Origin of the sequence: Enterococcus raffinosus, from assembly GCF_001886185.1 — a bacterium.
Classification (GTDB): Bacteria; Bacillota; Bacilli; order Lactobacillales; family Enterococcaceae; genus Enterococcus_A; species Enterococcus_A raffinosus.
The window spans coordinates 12,255-29,116 of record NZ_JXLA01000020.1 but is presented as its reverse complement, the minus strand read 5'-3'; the positions used below and the strand labels follow the sequence as shown (position 1 = coordinate 29,116).

Here is a 16,862-nt window from a genome sequence, read left to right as displayed (position 1 = left end):
TACTGATGAAAAAATATATAGCGCTTTAGTTTCGTGTGTCTTTACACTAACTTTTACTCACCGTTTTTTCATCTTTTATTAATAAATACATCATATCAGAAATTATTTTTCTCTTTTATTTAAAAAAATTCCAGATATTTCGTTATTAAAATTTGTAAAAGCAGTTTAAACAAAAAGATCCTCTTGTTAAAACCGTTATTTATTCCTTTTTTTTAAATATTTTCAATTTATTTATTACTCATTTTTGAAATAATAAATTGACAGAATGAGTTTATTACTATACATCTTCAATGGTTGACTAGCCACTATCCTTTGTATTTACAAAAAAACAGCCTGAAAGCAGGGTTTCCGCTTTCAGACTTGCTGTCTCTCTCAATCATTTGACTTAATTATTGTTTCCTTTATTCCTCATTCATTTTCTCTCTTGTTCTTGCGAGTTCTTTTCTCACTTTATAAAAGCAGAACCCACCTACTGTGCCTCCTGTGACCGCCAGCATTCCAGCGATTAAGAAAAATCCCTTGATCCCAGAATTACCGGTTCTCGGTAAGGTACCCGGCTTCACCTTTTTGTTCGTTACTTTCAGAGTGATCGTATTATTGGAGCCAGTCCCACCGCTTGAATCACTAACATTCGGATGACTGCTCACATCGAAGCTTCCATCCTGATTGATGACAAACGCAATAGGTTCTTGAATTCGCTGATACCCTTCTGGATTATCAACTTCTTTCAGAGAATAGATACCCGGACGTAAACCAGTAAAAGTAAAGGTCGATCCGGTGCTGATTGTTTCCTCATATCCATTTGGCCCTGTTAATTTGAACACTGCTCCAGTCAACGCGTTACCATTAGGGTCAATCTTTTCCACTTTTACCGAAAAGTCTTTCAATCGATTGATCGCATGATAATCGTCAGTACGACCATTCACTTTAAATACAAGGGACGTGGGTGGATTATTTTCCGTAACGACTATCTCAAAGTCAGCCATCTTTTGGAAGCCTTCCGGCACATAGGTTTCTTCCACAGTATAAGTGCCGATCGGAAAATCATTGATCGCAACTTTTCCTGTGGCGTCTGGCGTTAGATTCTCTGCTAATACTTTTCCATCGCGGCGTGTTACCTTGAACTTTGGCAGATCACTTGTAAACTTGGTTGTGCCATCCTCCATGAACTTCCAGAACTGATGGTTCCCACGCAAAAGCTCATTGGTGATCGTGATGCCTCCGCTGGCAATATTCTCAGAGGTGAAGTTCTGCTGATTCACGACAGGAGCTTTATAGCCTGCGGTTCGCGATCCTTCAACCACGCGATAGGTTTTATCTTCGCCGCCTTCTACCGCTGAAAAATTTCCTTCCCAGTTATTAGTTGACTTCAAGTCTATTGATTCCACATCTTGCCAAGTCGCCCCGTCCAATCGTTGAAGCGTAGCAGTTACTTTGTTTGGTCTCAACCCCCAATAGTTCTCCTGATTTTGATGCTTATCAGACCAGATCTTTTTGACTGGAATAACGAAATCAGCTGTTTTTAATCGGACAGAAGGAACGCCAAAATCCAATCTGTCTCCCGTCCGTTCTGGTGTAGGCTTCAAGGTCGTTGTCTTATTCGCTGGGTACCAAGTACTAGAAGCAAACGTAGGATCGGACGTCTTCAGGCGAACCGTATACTCGACCTCTATTTCCTGATTCGCCGTCAGATTAATATTATTGACTTCGATTTTCCGCCGATCCGAAGAGACCGAGATTTGCGGCTCAGCATCGGCTTCGATAGCCTTCCCTGTGGAGTCCACTTGTCGCCATGTCGGATCACCAACAAGCTCGACCATATCTCCCAATGGATCGGAGATAATTCCTCTATCAACCGTTCGAATAACCGTGTCATACCAAGCTTTAAAGGTGTCGACTAAATCATCCGCGTTTTCTACATTATAGAAGTGAAAATCTGACGCTACGTCATTCAATGGACCGTTTGTCGCATTGGCTTTCTTAGTCGACATTTTGTATAATCCGCGCAGTTGCTCTGCCCGTTTACTTTCTGGCTCATTGACGTTGAGAGTTAATTCTACAGCAATCGTATGAATTTCAATCCCCGCATTTTTGATATCCATCGCCGTTGAGTTTGTGGTGGTGATATGACTATTGATTACTCCGTTATAAGCCGGAATGATCGTTGTCTTATAACCACTAGTTCCTAAAGGTGTACCAACTTTGTAACTTCCTTTCGTTCCGGTTTTAAAATTTTTAAAATGCAGTAAGTCAACGAACATGTCCAAATTGGGGGTTCCAGTATCATCAGTATCCCAGCTATAGTTTGGTGCTCCATCAGTTAAAACAAATAGCAATTGTTGACGACCAGTTGTGTCTCCGGCATCATCAAAAATATCTTGTGCTTCTTTTAGTCCACGTTGTGTAAATGTCGCTCCTGTTGCAGTTGCACCTGAATATACAGTCACCATGTTACTCCAAGCGGCTGTATTACTCGTTAATGGGAATGTTCTTTGTTGACCAGGTTTGTTGCCCCAAGCACTATATTGATAGTCCGAAAAGATATGAGCACCGATTCGAATGTTCTCCGCTGAAGGTACATAAACCTTTTTCAATTCATCAACAATTTTTGTCATAGCTGCTATTGCATCGGTTTTTCGTCCATTTGGCTTCCCAGGAAGACCATCCGTCATTGACCCAGAGTTATCCAATAAAAAGACAATATCCACTCCTGGTTTATAAGTCGTATTCCCTCGAACATTCAGTTTGACCTTGAACTCATCTTCCTTATCGGTTTGCTGAGCCAGTTTTCTCAAGGCGACGTTACTATTATTTAAATCTTGTCCATAATGAATATAGGAGTTTGTATGATTATCCTGAGTGACATCCCAGCCAGCATTATTATCCCAACCGTTTTGTCCTTCCTGCCCACCTTGATGGTTAATAACATTGGTTTGACCAGTCGGTTGCCAGGAATTTTCAGGATGAGTGCCCCCATTATCTAAGTACGTAGGCGTTTTTGCATCATAGTGATTGGCATACATTCTAGAAATTCCGTTCGTCGCAGTGGCTGCTCTTTGTGCTGCGTTTACCCCTTCTTTTTGAGGACCGATAAAAGCTTCTGAGGTGGTTTTGGTTGCTTGGGTCGCTGTTTTTTCAGACGACTGTGTTGTTTTGGTTTGGCTTTCTGTCGTGCTTTTTGTTTCCAGCACGAACGGTTCTTCCCGTTTCAAAATGTTTTCCTGCAGGCTGCTGGCTTTTTTCCCATCCTCGGTCGCCGTCTTTTCCTGATCTAGCTGAACGTATACATTCAGCTTTTTGACTGACGAAGATAATTCCCAAGACAGCTGATCATTTATGCTCTCGGAAAAATTTTTTTCCTTCAGCCAGCCGTCTTCTTCGATTAGATGATCCATATCCACTGTTGAATAATCGATCGTCTTGTCTTTAGCATCCGTTAGTTTGAATTTCAAGCGTTGTTGATAGCCCTTTTCACTCTGACGATCAAACGTTAATTGCCACTTCGTTGTCTCTTTCTTCTCTTCGTATGTATATGAAAGCTTTAAAGATTCGTCATCAACAAGCTCTATTTCATTGGTTTTCGCTTGAACAGAAATAAGCGGCATCGCCATTTCTATGACAATCGAAAAAAGCAGCAATACCAATACTAGAAATTTCGATTTCCTCATTTCTTTTATCCCCCTTTTTTCATTCGTACTCTACCAATCACAACAAAAATATGGAATTATCATTGTTTGTTTTTTAAAGAATCACCCTTCTCCTTTAAAAGTCGCTTCAAACATAAGAAGATTCCTACCCAATTTTGCTATTTACAATGAGACTTTCTTTATCAAAAATAATATGTGTATTCGCCAATCTAGAGATTTTCCACTTAATTTTCAATTATTAATTTACAGTATTCTCCATACTCTCTTATTCTTGCACTTACATACTACCAGAAAATAATTACTCATTTTTTTGTAATCATTTAATTATTATAGTTATCGAAAATCGAAAAAACGGCGATTTCCTCTTGTTTTCTTTCATTCAAAGTGTTATTGAGTTCATTTCATTTAAACAGTTTTAAAATTTTTGGTATTCATTTTCAAAATTTTGAATAAACCATTCGATTTTTTATATAGTTATTCTATTCAAATCCGCTTATTTAGCTATTAATCTTTCAATAAATACAAAATAATTACCAAATAGAAAATAATTGCTGTTTCATTTCATTCTGCAATTCTAAGATAATTATTGTTGTTTTTTTCAGCTCAGATTTCTATAGCTAATTTCAGCAAAAAAAAGAAGCCTGCACGAATGCAGACTTCGATAATTTTTTATTCGTTGCTTAAATCTTCACCATTTGTTTCGATAACTTTTTTGTACCAATCAAATGATTTCTTCTTGCTGCGCTTCAAGGTCCCATTGCCTTCATTGTCACGGTCTACATAAATGAAACCGTAACGTTTCTTCATTTCACCTGTTCCGGCAGATACTAGATCGATACAGCCCCAAGTCGTGTAGCCTAATAGATCCACGCCGTCTTCATCCACTGCGTCTCTCATGGCTTGGATATGCTGCGCAAGGTAGTCGATGCGGTAATCATCTTCTACATAGCCGTTTTCATCTGGTGTATCTACCGCGCCTAGTCCGTTCTCAACGATGAACAATGGTTTTTGGTAGCGATCATAGAGATCATTCATTGTAATACGCAATCCTAATGGGTCAATTTGCCAGCCCCATTCGCTGGATTCCAAATACGGGTTCTTCACAGAAGCAAAGATATTTCCAGCCGTTTGCTCCAATAATTCTGGATCTGTCGTCGCTACACGAGAAGAGTAATAAGAGAAGGAGATGAAGTCCACGGTATGAGTCTTCAACAGCTCTGCGTCGCCTTCTTCCATTTTCACATCAATCCCTTTACGTGCCATTTCCTTCAAGGCATAGGCTGGATATTCGCCACGAGATTGTACATCGATGAAGAAATAGTTTTGGCGTTCTTCTTGACGGCCTGCCCAGACATCATCTGGTTTTGGTGTGTATGGATAATAAGAGCCTGCCGCTAGCATACAGCCGACTTGGTTTTCTGGGTCGACTTCATGTGCGATCTTGGTGGCGATAGCAGATGCGACCAATTCATGATGTGCCGCTTGATATTTGACTTGTTCTTCGTTTTCGCCTTTTTCAAAGTAAAGACCGGCGCCCATGAATGGTGCGTGCAAGATCATATTGATTTCGTTGAAGGTCAACCAATATTTTACTAAACCTTTGTAACGGTTGAAGATGACGGTACATAAGTTCTCGTAGAAGCCGACTAATTCACGGCTGCGCCATGCGCCATATTTTTCAACCAAGTGCATCGGGCAGTCAAAGTGGGTAATCGTTACTAAAGGTTCGATCCCGAATTTTTTACATTCTTTGAATATGTCTTCGTAGAATTTCAAGCCTTCTTCGTTTGGTTCTTTTTCGTCACCTTTAGGGAAGATCCGGCTCCATGCTAAGGATAGACGATAGGTTTTAAAGCCCATTTCTGCAAATAGCGCGATATCTTCTTTCCAATGATGGTACATGTCGATGGCTTCTTTTGCTGGATAAAAATGTTCATCATCAAAATCGAACATTTTCTTTTTCCCTGCGATCACCGCAAAGCGATCTTCGCCAACTGGCGCTAAATCTACATTTGCCAGGCCGCGTCCGCCTTCGTTATATCCGCCTTCACATTGATTAGCAGCAGTTGCGCCGCCCCATAAGAAGTCTTTTCTAAATCCCATAATTTCCCTGCTTTCTTTGTTCTATACTTTTTCCAAATCTAATTCACGTGCCACTTCATCTTGGACTTCGATGCCTTCTTTTTCTAGACGTTCGATGGTTTCCTTGAAGTTTGGCAAGTGATCTTTGTGAGCAATAAATAATTCATCCATGATTCGTTGCGCTGTTTTCCCAGAGCGAACCATTGGGTTGATGGTAAATGCTTGCAACGCTGTATTGTAATCACCCGTTACCGCTGCTTCGATGGTCAATAATTCCATTGCTTTCATGACTTGCAGCCAGCCACGTTCTGCTGTTGGCAATTCGCCAAATGCGACATTACGAGCCCCTTGTCCGCCGATATAAGCAGAAACTTCAACCACACAATCGGCTGGAAGATCTGGTACAGCACCATCATTTTTAGTAGAAACAACTAATTGCGTATTCTTGTTCGCATAAATAGAAGCGATTGATTCACAAGCCGCATCAGAATAATAAGCGCCGCCACGTTGGCCTAATTGTTCTGGTTTGTAATCCAAGTTTGGATCTTTGTATAATTCAAACAATTCTGTTTCTGTTTGTTTTACTTGCTGCGCACGTGTGCCGATCGTTTTGTACTCTTCTAAGGCATGTGCAAGTGTTTCTTCTTCTTGGTAGTAATAATGATGGTAGCCGCAAGGGATCATTTGCATTTGTTCCAAAATTTCTCTTGGGAATGGAATGTCATGGATATTTTTCGGCATCCCTGTTTCGTCGCCTTCGTACATTTTCTTAATGATTTCCATAGTGACATCTTTGCCATGATTGTCTGTGACTTTATGCCAGTGGAAATGGTTCAAGCCTGCGAATTTATAGATCAATTCATCTGGTTGTTTGCCTAACATCTCTGGTTCGATCATTTGTGCCATGACAGGTACATTACATAAGCCGATCACTTTGTCCCATTTACCATAACGAACGACTGCTTCCGTCACCATCCCGCTTGGATTAGCAAAGTTGATCAGCCATGCATCTGGACATAAACGTTTCATATCTTCTACGATGTCTAAAATGATTGGCACTGTTCGGAACGCCTTGAACATCCCACCAGCACCATTGGTTTCTTGTCCTAGCATGCCGTAATACGCTGGAATACGCTCGTCTTTGATCCGCGCTTCCAATAGACCCACACGAAACTGAGTAGTAACAAAGTCTGCGTCCTTCAAAGCTTCTTCACGATCTAACGTGATATGAACTTTTACATCATATGGCGAAGCATCCCACATCCGTTGAGCCATTGCGCCTACGATCTCAACCTTTTCACGACCTGCCTCAATATCGACTAACCAGATCTCGCGAACTGGTAACTCATCATAGCGTTTGATAAATCCTTCCATTAATTCCGGTGTATAGCTGCTTCCTCCACCAATTGTGGCGATTTTTACTCCTGCTGACATTCAATCGACTCCTTCTGTTTTATTTACAACCTTATTATCTGTTACGTAAAATTTTAATTCAATGCATTTACAAGTAATTCCATTCCAATTCACAAATAAGCAGTTGAAAACGGTTTATTTTGTAAATATCGGTGGAATTATTTTCCTTTTTTCCTCATTCGAGTACATTCATGTTTACAAATAATTTATAATGGATGTAAATCAAAGGAGGAATCGCTATGCTATTGTCAGAAAAAATGAAGCAAACAGATTTTTCCAACGCAGAAAGCGCCTTGGTAGAATACATTTTAGCCAAAGGAACGGCCATTGAACCGTTGACGATCAAAGAAATCGCAGAAGCAAATTATGTGCATCCGTCCACTTTGATCCGTGTCGCTAAAAAGCTTGGCTATAAAGGCTGGTTAGAGCTGCGGGAAGAATTTTTAGCTGAACAAACATATCTGCAAACCTATTTTGAAGATGTGGATGCCAACTTCCCTTTTCAAACAAATGACGGCTTGATGACGATCGCTAACAAGATTGCTTCATTAGAACGAACGACGATCGATGATACCTTGAGTCTGTTGAATCACGACGAACTGCAAAAGGCGAAGCAGCTTCTATTAAATGCAAAGCAAATAAAAATCTTTGGTAGTAACGCGAATTTATTGATTTCTCAAGATTTTGCCTTAAAAATGCGCCGTATTCAAAAGAATGTCGTTATGAGTCAAACCATGGGGGAAGATGCCTACGAAGCCTTCAATAGTCAAGAAGATACATGTGCCATTTTGATTTCTTATACCGGTGAAAATGGTTTTATTATGCAGATTGCAAAAATCCTGCAAAAACAAAATATTCCAATTATCGCTCTAACAAGCATCGGTGAAAATACCTTGGCTTCCTTTAGTCAGGCCGTTTTACGTATGACTACCCGCGAGCGATTGTATTCCAAGATCGGCAACTTCACGATCAATTCTTCGATCTGCTATCTTTTGGACGTTCTTTACAGCTGCATTTTTGCAGAGGATTACCAAAAGAATCTGAATCACTTGATCGAGGTCAGTGAGCTAGTCGATAAACGAAAAACCAGTTCTGCTATCATGGCCGAATCACCAGAATCCTTAATTCAGTTTACTGAGTCTTTTCGACCAAATTAAAGTTCGGAGCAATTGCTCCGAACTTCTTTTTTCCTTTTAAGAAACTAAACTAAAACAGTCAGTAGTTCATCATCATTACACACATTTTCTTGTTTGTCGGATTCAATGATGTCTAGATAATCTGCTGAATTCGTGATGATCACTGGGGTTTCTACACTATAACCTGCTGCTTCGATTGCTTGAATATCAAAAGTCACAAGTTTGTCGCCGCGTTTGACTTTTGCGCCTTGCTCCACATGGGATTCGAAGTATTTACCATCTAATTGTACTGTGTCTAAACCAATATGGATCAATAGCTCTAACCCATTATCTGAAACTAAGCCGATCGCGTGTTTTGTTGGGAACATCGTCATGACTGTGCCATCAAACGGTGCAACTACTTCTCCGACTGTCGGATGGATCACAACCCCTTTTCCTAGAACACCTTGTGCAAAGGCTTGATCTTTCGCTGTTGACAATGGCATCATTGTGCCAGTTACTGGAGCAGTGACGATTTCTTTGCGAACTTCCATCGCTTTTTGTCCTTCTTCAACTTCTACTGCTTCTTCATCTTTCCAGAAGAAGAATGTTAGTGCAAATCCGATAACTGAAGCAATCACGATCGCAATAACTGAATAGATCGCTCCTGATGAATCTCCTGTTTGTTGATTGATATAACTTGGAATACCGAAGACACCTAGACCGCCCATTACATATGAACGTACACCCATCGCTGTCATGAAGGCCCCTGATATTGCACCACCAACCATTGAGAAAATGAACGGTTTTTTCTTAGGAAGAGACAAGCCATAGATTGCTGGTTCTGTTACCCCACAGATACCAGAAATAACTGCCGGTACAACCAATGCTTTTTCTTTTGGATTCTTCAGACGGAAATACATTGCCGCTACTGCTGCTGTTTGAGCAAAGCTGGCACCAAACATCCCTGTTAAAGCTGTTGAGTAGCCCATAGTTCCCAGCTGCAGAATCGCGATTGGAATAAGACTCCAATGCAGGCCGAACATTACTAATACTTGCCAGAAGAAACCTACGATCAAACCGAATAGGATAGGAGAGAATTTCAACAATCCGTCGAAACCAGTTGCTAACATATTAGTCAAGATGGTAATAACTGGACCAATAACTAGGAAACCGATAGGTAATGCGATTAGCAATAAGAAAAATGGCACGAAAAAGTTTTGAATAACTTCTGGAATGATCTTACGTAACGGACGTTGCAATTTACTTGCCATCCAGACAATTAAGATCGAAGGAATAACACTACTCGTATAATCATTGGCAACGAACGGTAGGCCCATGAATGTCATGTATACTGGGCTTTCGAACATGCTGCCAGAGAATAAAGTGTAAAGCGGCTGGACATCTCCGCCGGCAGTCAGCGTGGATAATTGGATAGCTGGATAACATAGAGCTCCCCCGATGACTAACCCAACATACTGATTCACACCGAATTTCTTAGCCGCAGCTACCGCTACCGCAATCGGCAGGAACATAAAGATAGCGTCACCAATGGCATTCAATACAATATAGGTCCCGCTCTCAGCTGTTAAAACACCTGCTGCTACAAGCAATGCGTTTAACCCCTTGATCATCCCACCGGCACTTAAAGCACCTAGGAAAGGTTGGAATATCCCACTGATTACATCGATTAATCGGTTAAAAATATTCCCAGAAGCTTCTTCTGGTGCGCTGCTTTCACCGCCAAGCCCCGTCATATCTACCACGTCTTCATAAACTTGTCCGACATGATTGCCGATAACCACTTGATATTGTCCTGCACTGTGCATGATGGTCACGACACCATCCATGTTTTTCAGCACGTCATCATTCGCTTTGCTTTCATCTTTTAATTTAAAACGCAAACGTGTGATACAATGCGTTAAGCTGTTGATATTTTCTTTGCCGCCTACATTTGCGACAATTTTTTCTGCTAATTCCCGATATTTACCCACTATTTTTCCTCCTTGTTTGCACTAAATTCATTGATTTCTTTGATCCATTGATCCATTTTTTAACAGCGTTTAAATGTATGCCCTTTCACTCTTCGGTAACCCGGGATGACACGAGAAGTCATTGGGCGCCACATTTATTCACTTACCTTTTGAACCAATCGAGCGATATGAATCGTTAAATACAATTTCTCATCATTTGACATTTCATAAGCATACTTTTTACTAATAAAATCAGCGATTTTCTCTACACATTGATACGCGTTCTGATATTTCTTTTGAATGATCAACAGTAGTTCGTTGTCTGTTTCATCCGTTAGCTGCCGCTTGTTCATGATGCGAGAAGCAAAGAAACGTAAATGCGTTGTAAAACGATAAAAGTAGACAGATTCTTCATCCAATTGAACTTTAAAATAATAGCTGGTTATTTGTATAATCTCCTGCATCAACTCCGCCATCATATAGGCGTCTTCATTGTCACTTTCTGTTTGTGCATTTACTAGATGCAAGGCAATGTTTCCTGCCTCATCTTCTCCTAGATCAATGTTGAACTTCTCTTTGATCTTCTTCACAGCACTCACACCGACGGAAAACTCATCTGGAAATAAACGTTTGACATCCCACAATAATAAATTCCGAACACGAACCCCTTCTTTGACTCGTTGGATTGCCGCATATAAATGATCCGTGATGGAGATATAGAGCGAGTCATTTAACGGATTCTTCAATGTGACCTTCGCCTCATCAATGATGTCATTGGCGATTTCTACATAGGTGATTGGAACATCTACTAGTAACTCCTGAAACTTATTGAATAAATCACTATTCGCAAGGTGATAGGTTTTGTCGATCGCCGACTCGGTGATCTCATCCCCTATTTTTTTCTGAAAGGCTAGACCACGCCCCATCGCGACGATCTCGTTATTTTTTTGATCGGTCGTGATGACTACATTGTTATTCAAAATCTTCTGAATCTGCATCCAATGCTCCTCCGTTCTGTGACATTCGCTACTTAAAATCATTTCCACTGACTTCGTTCACTTAAAATGATAGATACCTTCGTAATCGTTGTCAAACCCAAGATTGTTGTTTTTTATAAAGTCACCTCCTAATTTTGAGCAACAAAAAAACCCAATGAGGGCACGACAAATAAATCGTACACATCATCAGGTTTAGCTTGTATTTAAACAATCACTATCCATCATTTGGTCTATTTAATTCAAAGTTAGCTTAACAAATCCAGAAAGCGCTGTCAACAAGTTTTACAAAAAAACTTTTCTTCACAAGAAATTTTGTGAACAGACGCCTTCTACCTCTTAGCAATAGACAATGCAGCCTTTTCGCCCTAAATCAGCGATCCAGCTAGGTATGACTAGTTCGTGATTCCAGCGTAAATCAAGTCTTTGTAAATTTTCTAATTCCAACAATGATTTTGGCAATGTACGTAATTGATTGCTGCGCAAATCAAGTTCAATCAATGAAGTGGCCTCCCCTATTTCCATCGGAAGCGAGGTTAATTGATTGTGACGCAAATTGATTCTTTGAAGATTTTTTGTAATAGAAAAATTTATTTTAAACGTAGTGAGAGCATTTTTTTCTAGGTCTAAAACCCGCAGCTTCTCCCAATGACTCGCTGGAAAAACAAAGCTAGTGAGTTGATTATCTCTTAAGTGAAGCTCACGAAGCTGCTTGAGTTCGCCGATTGATTGTGGCAGATTTCGTAATTCATTCTCCATCGCCCGCAGTTCAATCAAGTTATTTAAACTACCGATACTTGCTGGTAGTTCAGCTAACTCATTTCCACTTACATTTAGATATTCAATCGCTGGCAGTTGCGTGAATAGGTCAGGCAATTGCTTCAATTTATTGTTATGTAAGTAGACATACTCTTTTAAATTTACAAGATCAAAAAAGGATTCAGGTATTTCCTTTATCTTATTATGTCCAAAATCGATGTTTTTTAATTGAGACAGCTTGCTAATTTCATCAGGAATCTCGGTGATTTTATTGGCAGAAATATTGAATATTTCTACCCTCTCCATCTGAAAAATTTCTGCTGGAAAAGCCTTAAATTGGTTATTAAAAAGATTGATCTCTGTATAGGTTTTAGCAGAAGTTGTTAAAGCTGGAAGCTTTGTTAATCCTTGATTCATGGCTATTAGTTTCATTAAAAACCTCCTATTTGAGTCCGACAGCTTGACCCTAATCACGAAGCTGCAAACAGATTAATTGAATTCTCATTGATTATCCTTTAGGGTTAAAGAGTAGTTAAAATAAGAAAGGATGGACAGTCAATGACCAAGAAAATTGCAGCAATCGTCACAGATTTAGTAGAGGATGTTGAACTATCCTCTCCAAAAGAAGCATTAGAAAAAGACGGCAATGAAGTGACAATTATCAGCTTTGAAGCCGATCAAGAAATTACTGGTAAAAAAGGAACCAAGTTCAAAAGTGATAAAGGAATCGATGAAGTGAAGCCTGAAGACTTCGATGCTTTATTGATTCCAGGTGGATTTTCACCCGATCAATTGCGGAGTGATTCACGTTTTGTCGCGTTCGTTACGTATTTCTTAGATAAGAATGAACCATTATTCGCTATTTGCCATGGGCCTCAATTATTTATCCAAACAGGACTAACAAAAGGCCGCACAATGACTGCCTATGACACAGTACGTCCCGATGTTGGCTATGCGGGGGCAATCGTTAAGGATGAACCGGTGGTAGTCGATAACAAACTTGTTACTAGCCGAACACCCGACGATCTTCCTGATTTTAATGAGAAAATTGTCGAAGTATTGCATGCGTAATCTCTAACGATAAAAGGACTAGATTTTTTTCTAGTCCTTTTTGCTTTTTCTAAGCCAATGTATTTGGATTAGGGCCTCTGCCAAAACCTAGCAAACACTATAGATAAAGTATACAACAAATAAAGAGACGGCCATTCTAACGACCCAGCTGACTAAAAAAAGGACGAGAGAAATTAACTCTATGGTAAGTTACATTTTTCTATGATAGCGATTGGAAAACGTGAGGTATTCTTTCCGATCTTTCCGAAAGAAATAGGTCAAATCATTCCAAAGCAAATGAGGCGTTACTAGCGAAAGACTACCAAAAAGACCTAACACACAAAAGCCAAGGGACAAAAACTGTAACGACGTCATTCTTTCTCATCTCTTTCTATAAAATAAGATAGGACAGGAGCAAAATCAACAGAAAACCGATAAAAAAGGGTGGTACATACTTAAAAATGAACTGACTATACATTTTTCCGATCCTTCGCTCTGTCTCGAATCTCGGATCTTCTCTATCTTTCCTGAACTCCCAAGGAAACCTCGCGATAAAAAGCCCCTTCGTCCACTTTGGCAGTACCGCAATCAGCAGCAAAAGTCCTGTAACTATGATGCCTCCAAAACCAATTTGCTCCAGCATATAACGATCCATACCAATCACCTGCTTTCAAGAAAAACGACAACAAACAACAGCATTGACACACGTGTTTGATTCATCCGCAACTTTTTATAACTATTTCTTCCTGCACCCTTAGTTTACCACCAGAAATCGCGTTATTGAAGTTCAAAACAAAAACAGCCCTTAATGGACTGTTTTTAGTTTAGACTACATATCCAACTGCAAGACAGTTCAGTCCATTCGAACCAACGAAGGCATTGATAACTGTTCCATTTTGCGGCAGATAGCCGTCCTTTTCTTTGTTTTTATTGAACTCCTTGACTGTAAAGACTAACACTCTTTTAAACTTCATACGCGCTATCCCTCCATTTTTTATCTACCAGTTATTTTAGCAGATGTTGAGAGCGATGTTAACGCTATCATTTGGAGTACTAGCTTCTTTTCCGTCCCTTCAAGGATTTAATTCGTTTGAAAACAATGCTACCTATCCCAATCATTAGTAACAGACTGAAAATCAGAATGGCAAGAGAACGATTTCGATGAACTCGATCCGCTTTGGCAAGCGTCTTTTTCATCCCTTCACTAAAAGGAATCCGCGTTCCTCGGACTAAAAGACGATGACTGTTAACTCCATAAGGCGTGCAGGTCATTAACGTCGCGTAGTTTTTGTCTTCAACAATATTCAGTGTTTCGACTTCTGTCGGTTCAATGGTTTGGATTTTGTCCACCTTATAGGCAAAAGTCTGATTCTTGTACTCCAAATAAAAGTGATTGCCCTTCTTTAATTTTGGTAGATCACTAAATAATCGGGCTTCTTTTAATCCTCGATGAGAAGTGATCACTGTATGGATACCCTTCCCACCATCAGGATAGGAGGTGCCCTCCAGTAAGGCAGCCCCTCGTTTCAAAAACAAATTGTCGGTCTGGTCGAACACTGGTAATGTGACGTTGATTTTCGGAATACGAATGACGGCAATCGTATGCTTTTGATAATAATCCTTTTCCAGTGTTGTGTTTTCTGGTTTCTTTTTTGTAAAAGGATCGTTTCCTGGTACCCCCATCTTAGCAATTTTTTTGTTTTCTTCTTTGATTCGCTTCTCTTCTTGCTGGATCGCTTCCCGATTTTCTGCATTCGATTTTTCCTGGTAATAATTGATGACCTGCTGATTCCAAAAATTATTCAACGCATCGCCTACTAAAGGGTACAGTAACGCCCCCGCCCCGCCAAGCATGATTATAAGCATCAGAATATCTATAAACAAATATCTGCGTTTTTTCTTCATCGAACCACCAATTTCTTTACTTTTCAGCTAATTGCGTACGCTTTTTGAAGTATAGGATTCCACTTGCTAACCCGATGATTCCGATGGCAATCAGACCAGCGAGCCCCATGCCTCCAGTCATTGGCAAGATCCCTTTGGCTTTGTTTTCAACACGTAAAATTTGATTATCTTCTGCCCCATCAGCTGTAAACGACATATCTTTTAACTTCACATAGCCATCCGGAGTTTTTGTTTCAATCAGAGTATAGTAATCAGCTTCATTTGTTCCAAGACCGTAAATACCAAAGTTTCCATTCTCGTCCGAAATGAGTTTTGTGGCAACTTTTTCATCAGCGACCCAATTAACAACATAGTTTTTGGCACAACCTGTCACTGATTCAACGGATTCACCAGTAGTTTCATTCGTTAGTTGCATAAATTCACCGGCATTATTTTTTATCGCAAACTCAGCATCCTTTAGCTTTTTATCTGTACCACTATCCACTTTGACGAAACGTTTGCCATAGGTTTGTATACGTTGTTTGTCTTTTGAATCACGGAATGAGTTTTCGAAGACAACATCGTTATCGATTTCTTTCAGATCTGTTCCTGCTTTAACCTTCATTGTGGCTTCAAAAGACAATGTTTTCGTCGCATGCTGCGCTAAATTTGCCGGCGTGAACGTTATAGAGAATTCATTTGAATTCGGAGTCATAGAAAATTGAGGAGACAAGCCGGTTGGTTCACCACCATCGACTTTAATGCTATTTAAGATTTTCTCCTTGCTGCAACAAAGCTCTAATCGATTATCAAAGGTATCAATCAGTTTATACGTTTGATAATTTCCGACATCTTCAGGAATCTTTTTCGAGATGGTATAGGTAAGCTCTTGACCATTCCGCACCTCTGTATCATCCACGTCTTTTTCTACATTCGGGACCTTGAAGTTATATGCTTCTGCTAGATTACCTCCAAATGGTTCATTAAGTTCTTTCGGTTGAAGCTTTTGATCATAGTAGTTGTATTTAGCCACTTTCCATTCATCTGAAACTGTGACTGAAACCTTTGGGTTGATTTTAAAGTGATATTTATAGTTATTCTCTGAGTTCTCACTTTGTTTTTCAGCGGTCGCTACATCACTTTCGATTTCATGAAACTCATAGACTCCTGGTGACAGTATCAGTCCTTCCACTTTCACAATACCTTCTTTATCGGAGGTGAAGACTTCGGCCGTATCTTTTTCAGCTTCCGATATGTCGAACTGATTCGTTGCGGAATTATAGTAATTGCCTTCGTTTTTCTTCAAAATGAATTTCGCGCCTTGTAAAACCTCTTTCTTTCCAGCAGAGTCAATGCCGTATTTGATAAATTTCACATCGTTTGTCGGCAATTCATTTTTAGGATAAACATGCACCTTTTCTCTTAATACTCCAGCCTCATCACGTGAAGGCAGACCAATCACGAATGGTTCAGATTTGGCTGGAACGACCCCAGCTGGGATAGTGGTTTGTTTGATCAAATAGATGGCATTTTCCGTTCCCGATGTTATTGATAGCGCCCGCTCTGCCAGTCCATCAGCTCCTGTCTTGGGAAATACTTTTCCAGTTATACTGGATGTATCTGCTTTTTTTGCTGCTTCGATTGCGGCCGTTTCCTTCGCTGCATGATCGCCACTCTCAGCTTCATATGCTTGCCAATAGACGTTCGTCACATCATAAGCGGTGAAGATGGAGCCCTCTAGTGGTTCACCAGTGAAATCATTCATCTTATCCCCAGTGTTTTGAATCTCATTTGGTAGTTTCTCATATTTAAGATTATGGATCACAACTGTTTGTTCACTCGGCTCTTTCGCCTCTGCTGTCCTAGCCGAACCAAACAAACCTTGAGTTAACACCGCTGCTAATAAACCGATCATCAGAATCAAACTTTTTTTGATTTTCATTG

General features: G+C 40.0%; 12 protein-coding genes. 2 read left to right on the top strand and 10 right to left on the bottom strand.

Annotation, left to right across the window (positions count from 1 at the left end; all coding sequences use genetic code 11):
• Positions 1 to 401: 401 nt before the first annotated feature.
• From RV13_RS11930 to RV13_RS11920, 3 genes are all read right to left on the bottom strand, one after another.
• Positions 402 to 3,668, bottom strand: coding sequence for a vWA domain-containing protein (locus RV13_RS11930; RefSeq protein ID WP_010745424.1), 3,267 nt, complete (start codon positions 3,666 to 3,668; stop codon positions 402 to 404).
• A 648-nt stretch (positions 3,669 to 4,316) separates the two neighbouring features.
• Complete coding sequence (locus RV13_RS11925) at positions 4,317 to 5,750, bottom strand: 6-phospho-beta-glucosidase (RefSeq protein WP_010745423.1); 1,434 nt, start codon at positions 5,748 to 5,750, stop codon at positions 4,317 to 4,319.
• A gap of 21 nt (positions 5,751 to 5,771) precedes the next feature.
• Positions 5,772 to 7,163, bottom strand: coding sequence for a 6-phospho-beta-glucosidase (locus RV13_RS11920; RefSeq protein ID WP_010745422.1), 1,392 nt, complete (start codon positions 7,161 to 7,163; stop codon positions 5,772 to 5,774).
• 218 nt (positions 7,164 to 7,381) lie between these two features.
• On the opposite strand from RV13_RS11920, the gene RV13_RS11915 reads away from it, so the two are divergent.
• A complete protein-coding gene (locus RV13_RS11915) occupies positions 7,382 to 8,299 on the top strand; it encodes a MurR/RpiR family transcriptional regulator (protein ID WP_010745421.1) in 918 nt (305 codons plus the stop codon).
• A gap of 44 nt (positions 8,300 to 8,343) precedes the next feature.
• On the opposite strand, the gene RV13_RS11910 is transcribed toward RV13_RS11915, so the two are convergent.
• The 3 genes from RV13_RS11910 to RV13_RS11900 all read right to left on the bottom strand — a co-directional run bounded on the left by RV13_RS11910 (position 8,344) and on the right by RV13_RS11900 (position 12,416).
• Positions 8,344 to 10,251 carry a beta-glucoside-specific PTS transporter subunit IIABC gene (locus tag RV13_RS11910; RefSeq protein WP_010745420.1) on the bottom strand — a complete coding sequence of 636 codons (1,908 nt, stop codon included), beginning with the start codon at positions 10,249 to 10,251 and terminating at the stop codon, positions 8,344 to 8,346.
• A gap of 134 nt (positions 10,252 to 10,385) precedes the next feature.
• Entirely contained in the window at positions 10,386 to 11,228 is an 843-nt protein-coding gene (licT, locus tag RV13_RS11905; protein WP_028020487.1) for a BglG family transcription antiterminator LicT, read from the bottom strand.
• Positions 11,229 to 11,564: 336 nt separating this feature from the next.
• Positions 11,565 to 12,416: a leucine-rich repeat domain-containing protein gene (locus RV13_RS11900; protein ID WP_010745418.1), complete on the bottom strand. Its 852-nt coding sequence runs from the start codon at positions 12,414 to 12,416 to the stop codon at positions 11,565 to 11,567.
• A 126-nt stretch (positions 12,417 to 12,542) separates the two neighbouring features.
• On the opposite strand from RV13_RS11900, the gene RV13_RS11895 reads away from it, so the two are divergent.
• Positions 12,543 to 13,055: a type 1 glutamine amidotransferase domain-containing protein gene (locus RV13_RS11895; protein WP_010745417.1), complete on the top strand. Its 513-nt coding sequence runs from the start codon at positions 12,543 to 12,545 to the stop codon at positions 13,053 to 13,055.
• 370 nt (positions 13,056 to 13,425) lie between these two features.
• Here RV13_RS11895 and RV13_RS11890 read toward each other — a convergent pair whose 3' ends face one another.
• The 4 genes from RV13_RS11890 to RV13_RS11880 all read right to left on the bottom strand — a co-directional run bounded on the left by RV13_RS11890 (position 13,426) and on the right by RV13_RS11880 (position 16,860).
• Positions 13,426 to 13,689, bottom strand: coding sequence for a hypothetical protein (locus tag RV13_RS11890; protein WP_010745416.1), 264 nt, complete (start codon positions 13,687 to 13,689; stop codon positions 13,426 to 13,428).
• A 169-nt stretch (positions 13,690 to 13,858) separates the two neighbouring features.
• Positions 13,859 to 14,008: a hypothetical protein gene (locus RV13_RS21020; RefSeq protein WP_010745415.1), complete on the bottom strand. Its 150-nt coding sequence runs from the start codon at positions 14,006 to 14,008 to the stop codon at positions 13,859 to 13,861.
• A 79-nt stretch (positions 14,009 to 14,087) separates the two neighbouring features.
• Positions 14,088 to 14,939 (bottom strand): class C sortase, encoded by an 852-nt coding sequence (locus tag RV13_RS11885; RefSeq protein WP_010745414.1) that lies wholly within the window; start codon positions 14,937 to 14,939, stop codon positions 14,088 to 14,090.
• A 16-nt stretch (positions 14,940 to 14,955) separates the two neighbouring features.
• A complete protein-coding gene (locus tag RV13_RS11880) occupies positions 14,956 to 16,860 on the bottom strand; it encodes a SpaH/EbpB family LPXTG-anchored major pilin (RefSeq protein ID WP_010745413.1) in 1,905 nt (634 codons plus the stop codon).
• Positions 16,861 to 16,862 lie beyond the last annotated feature (2 nt).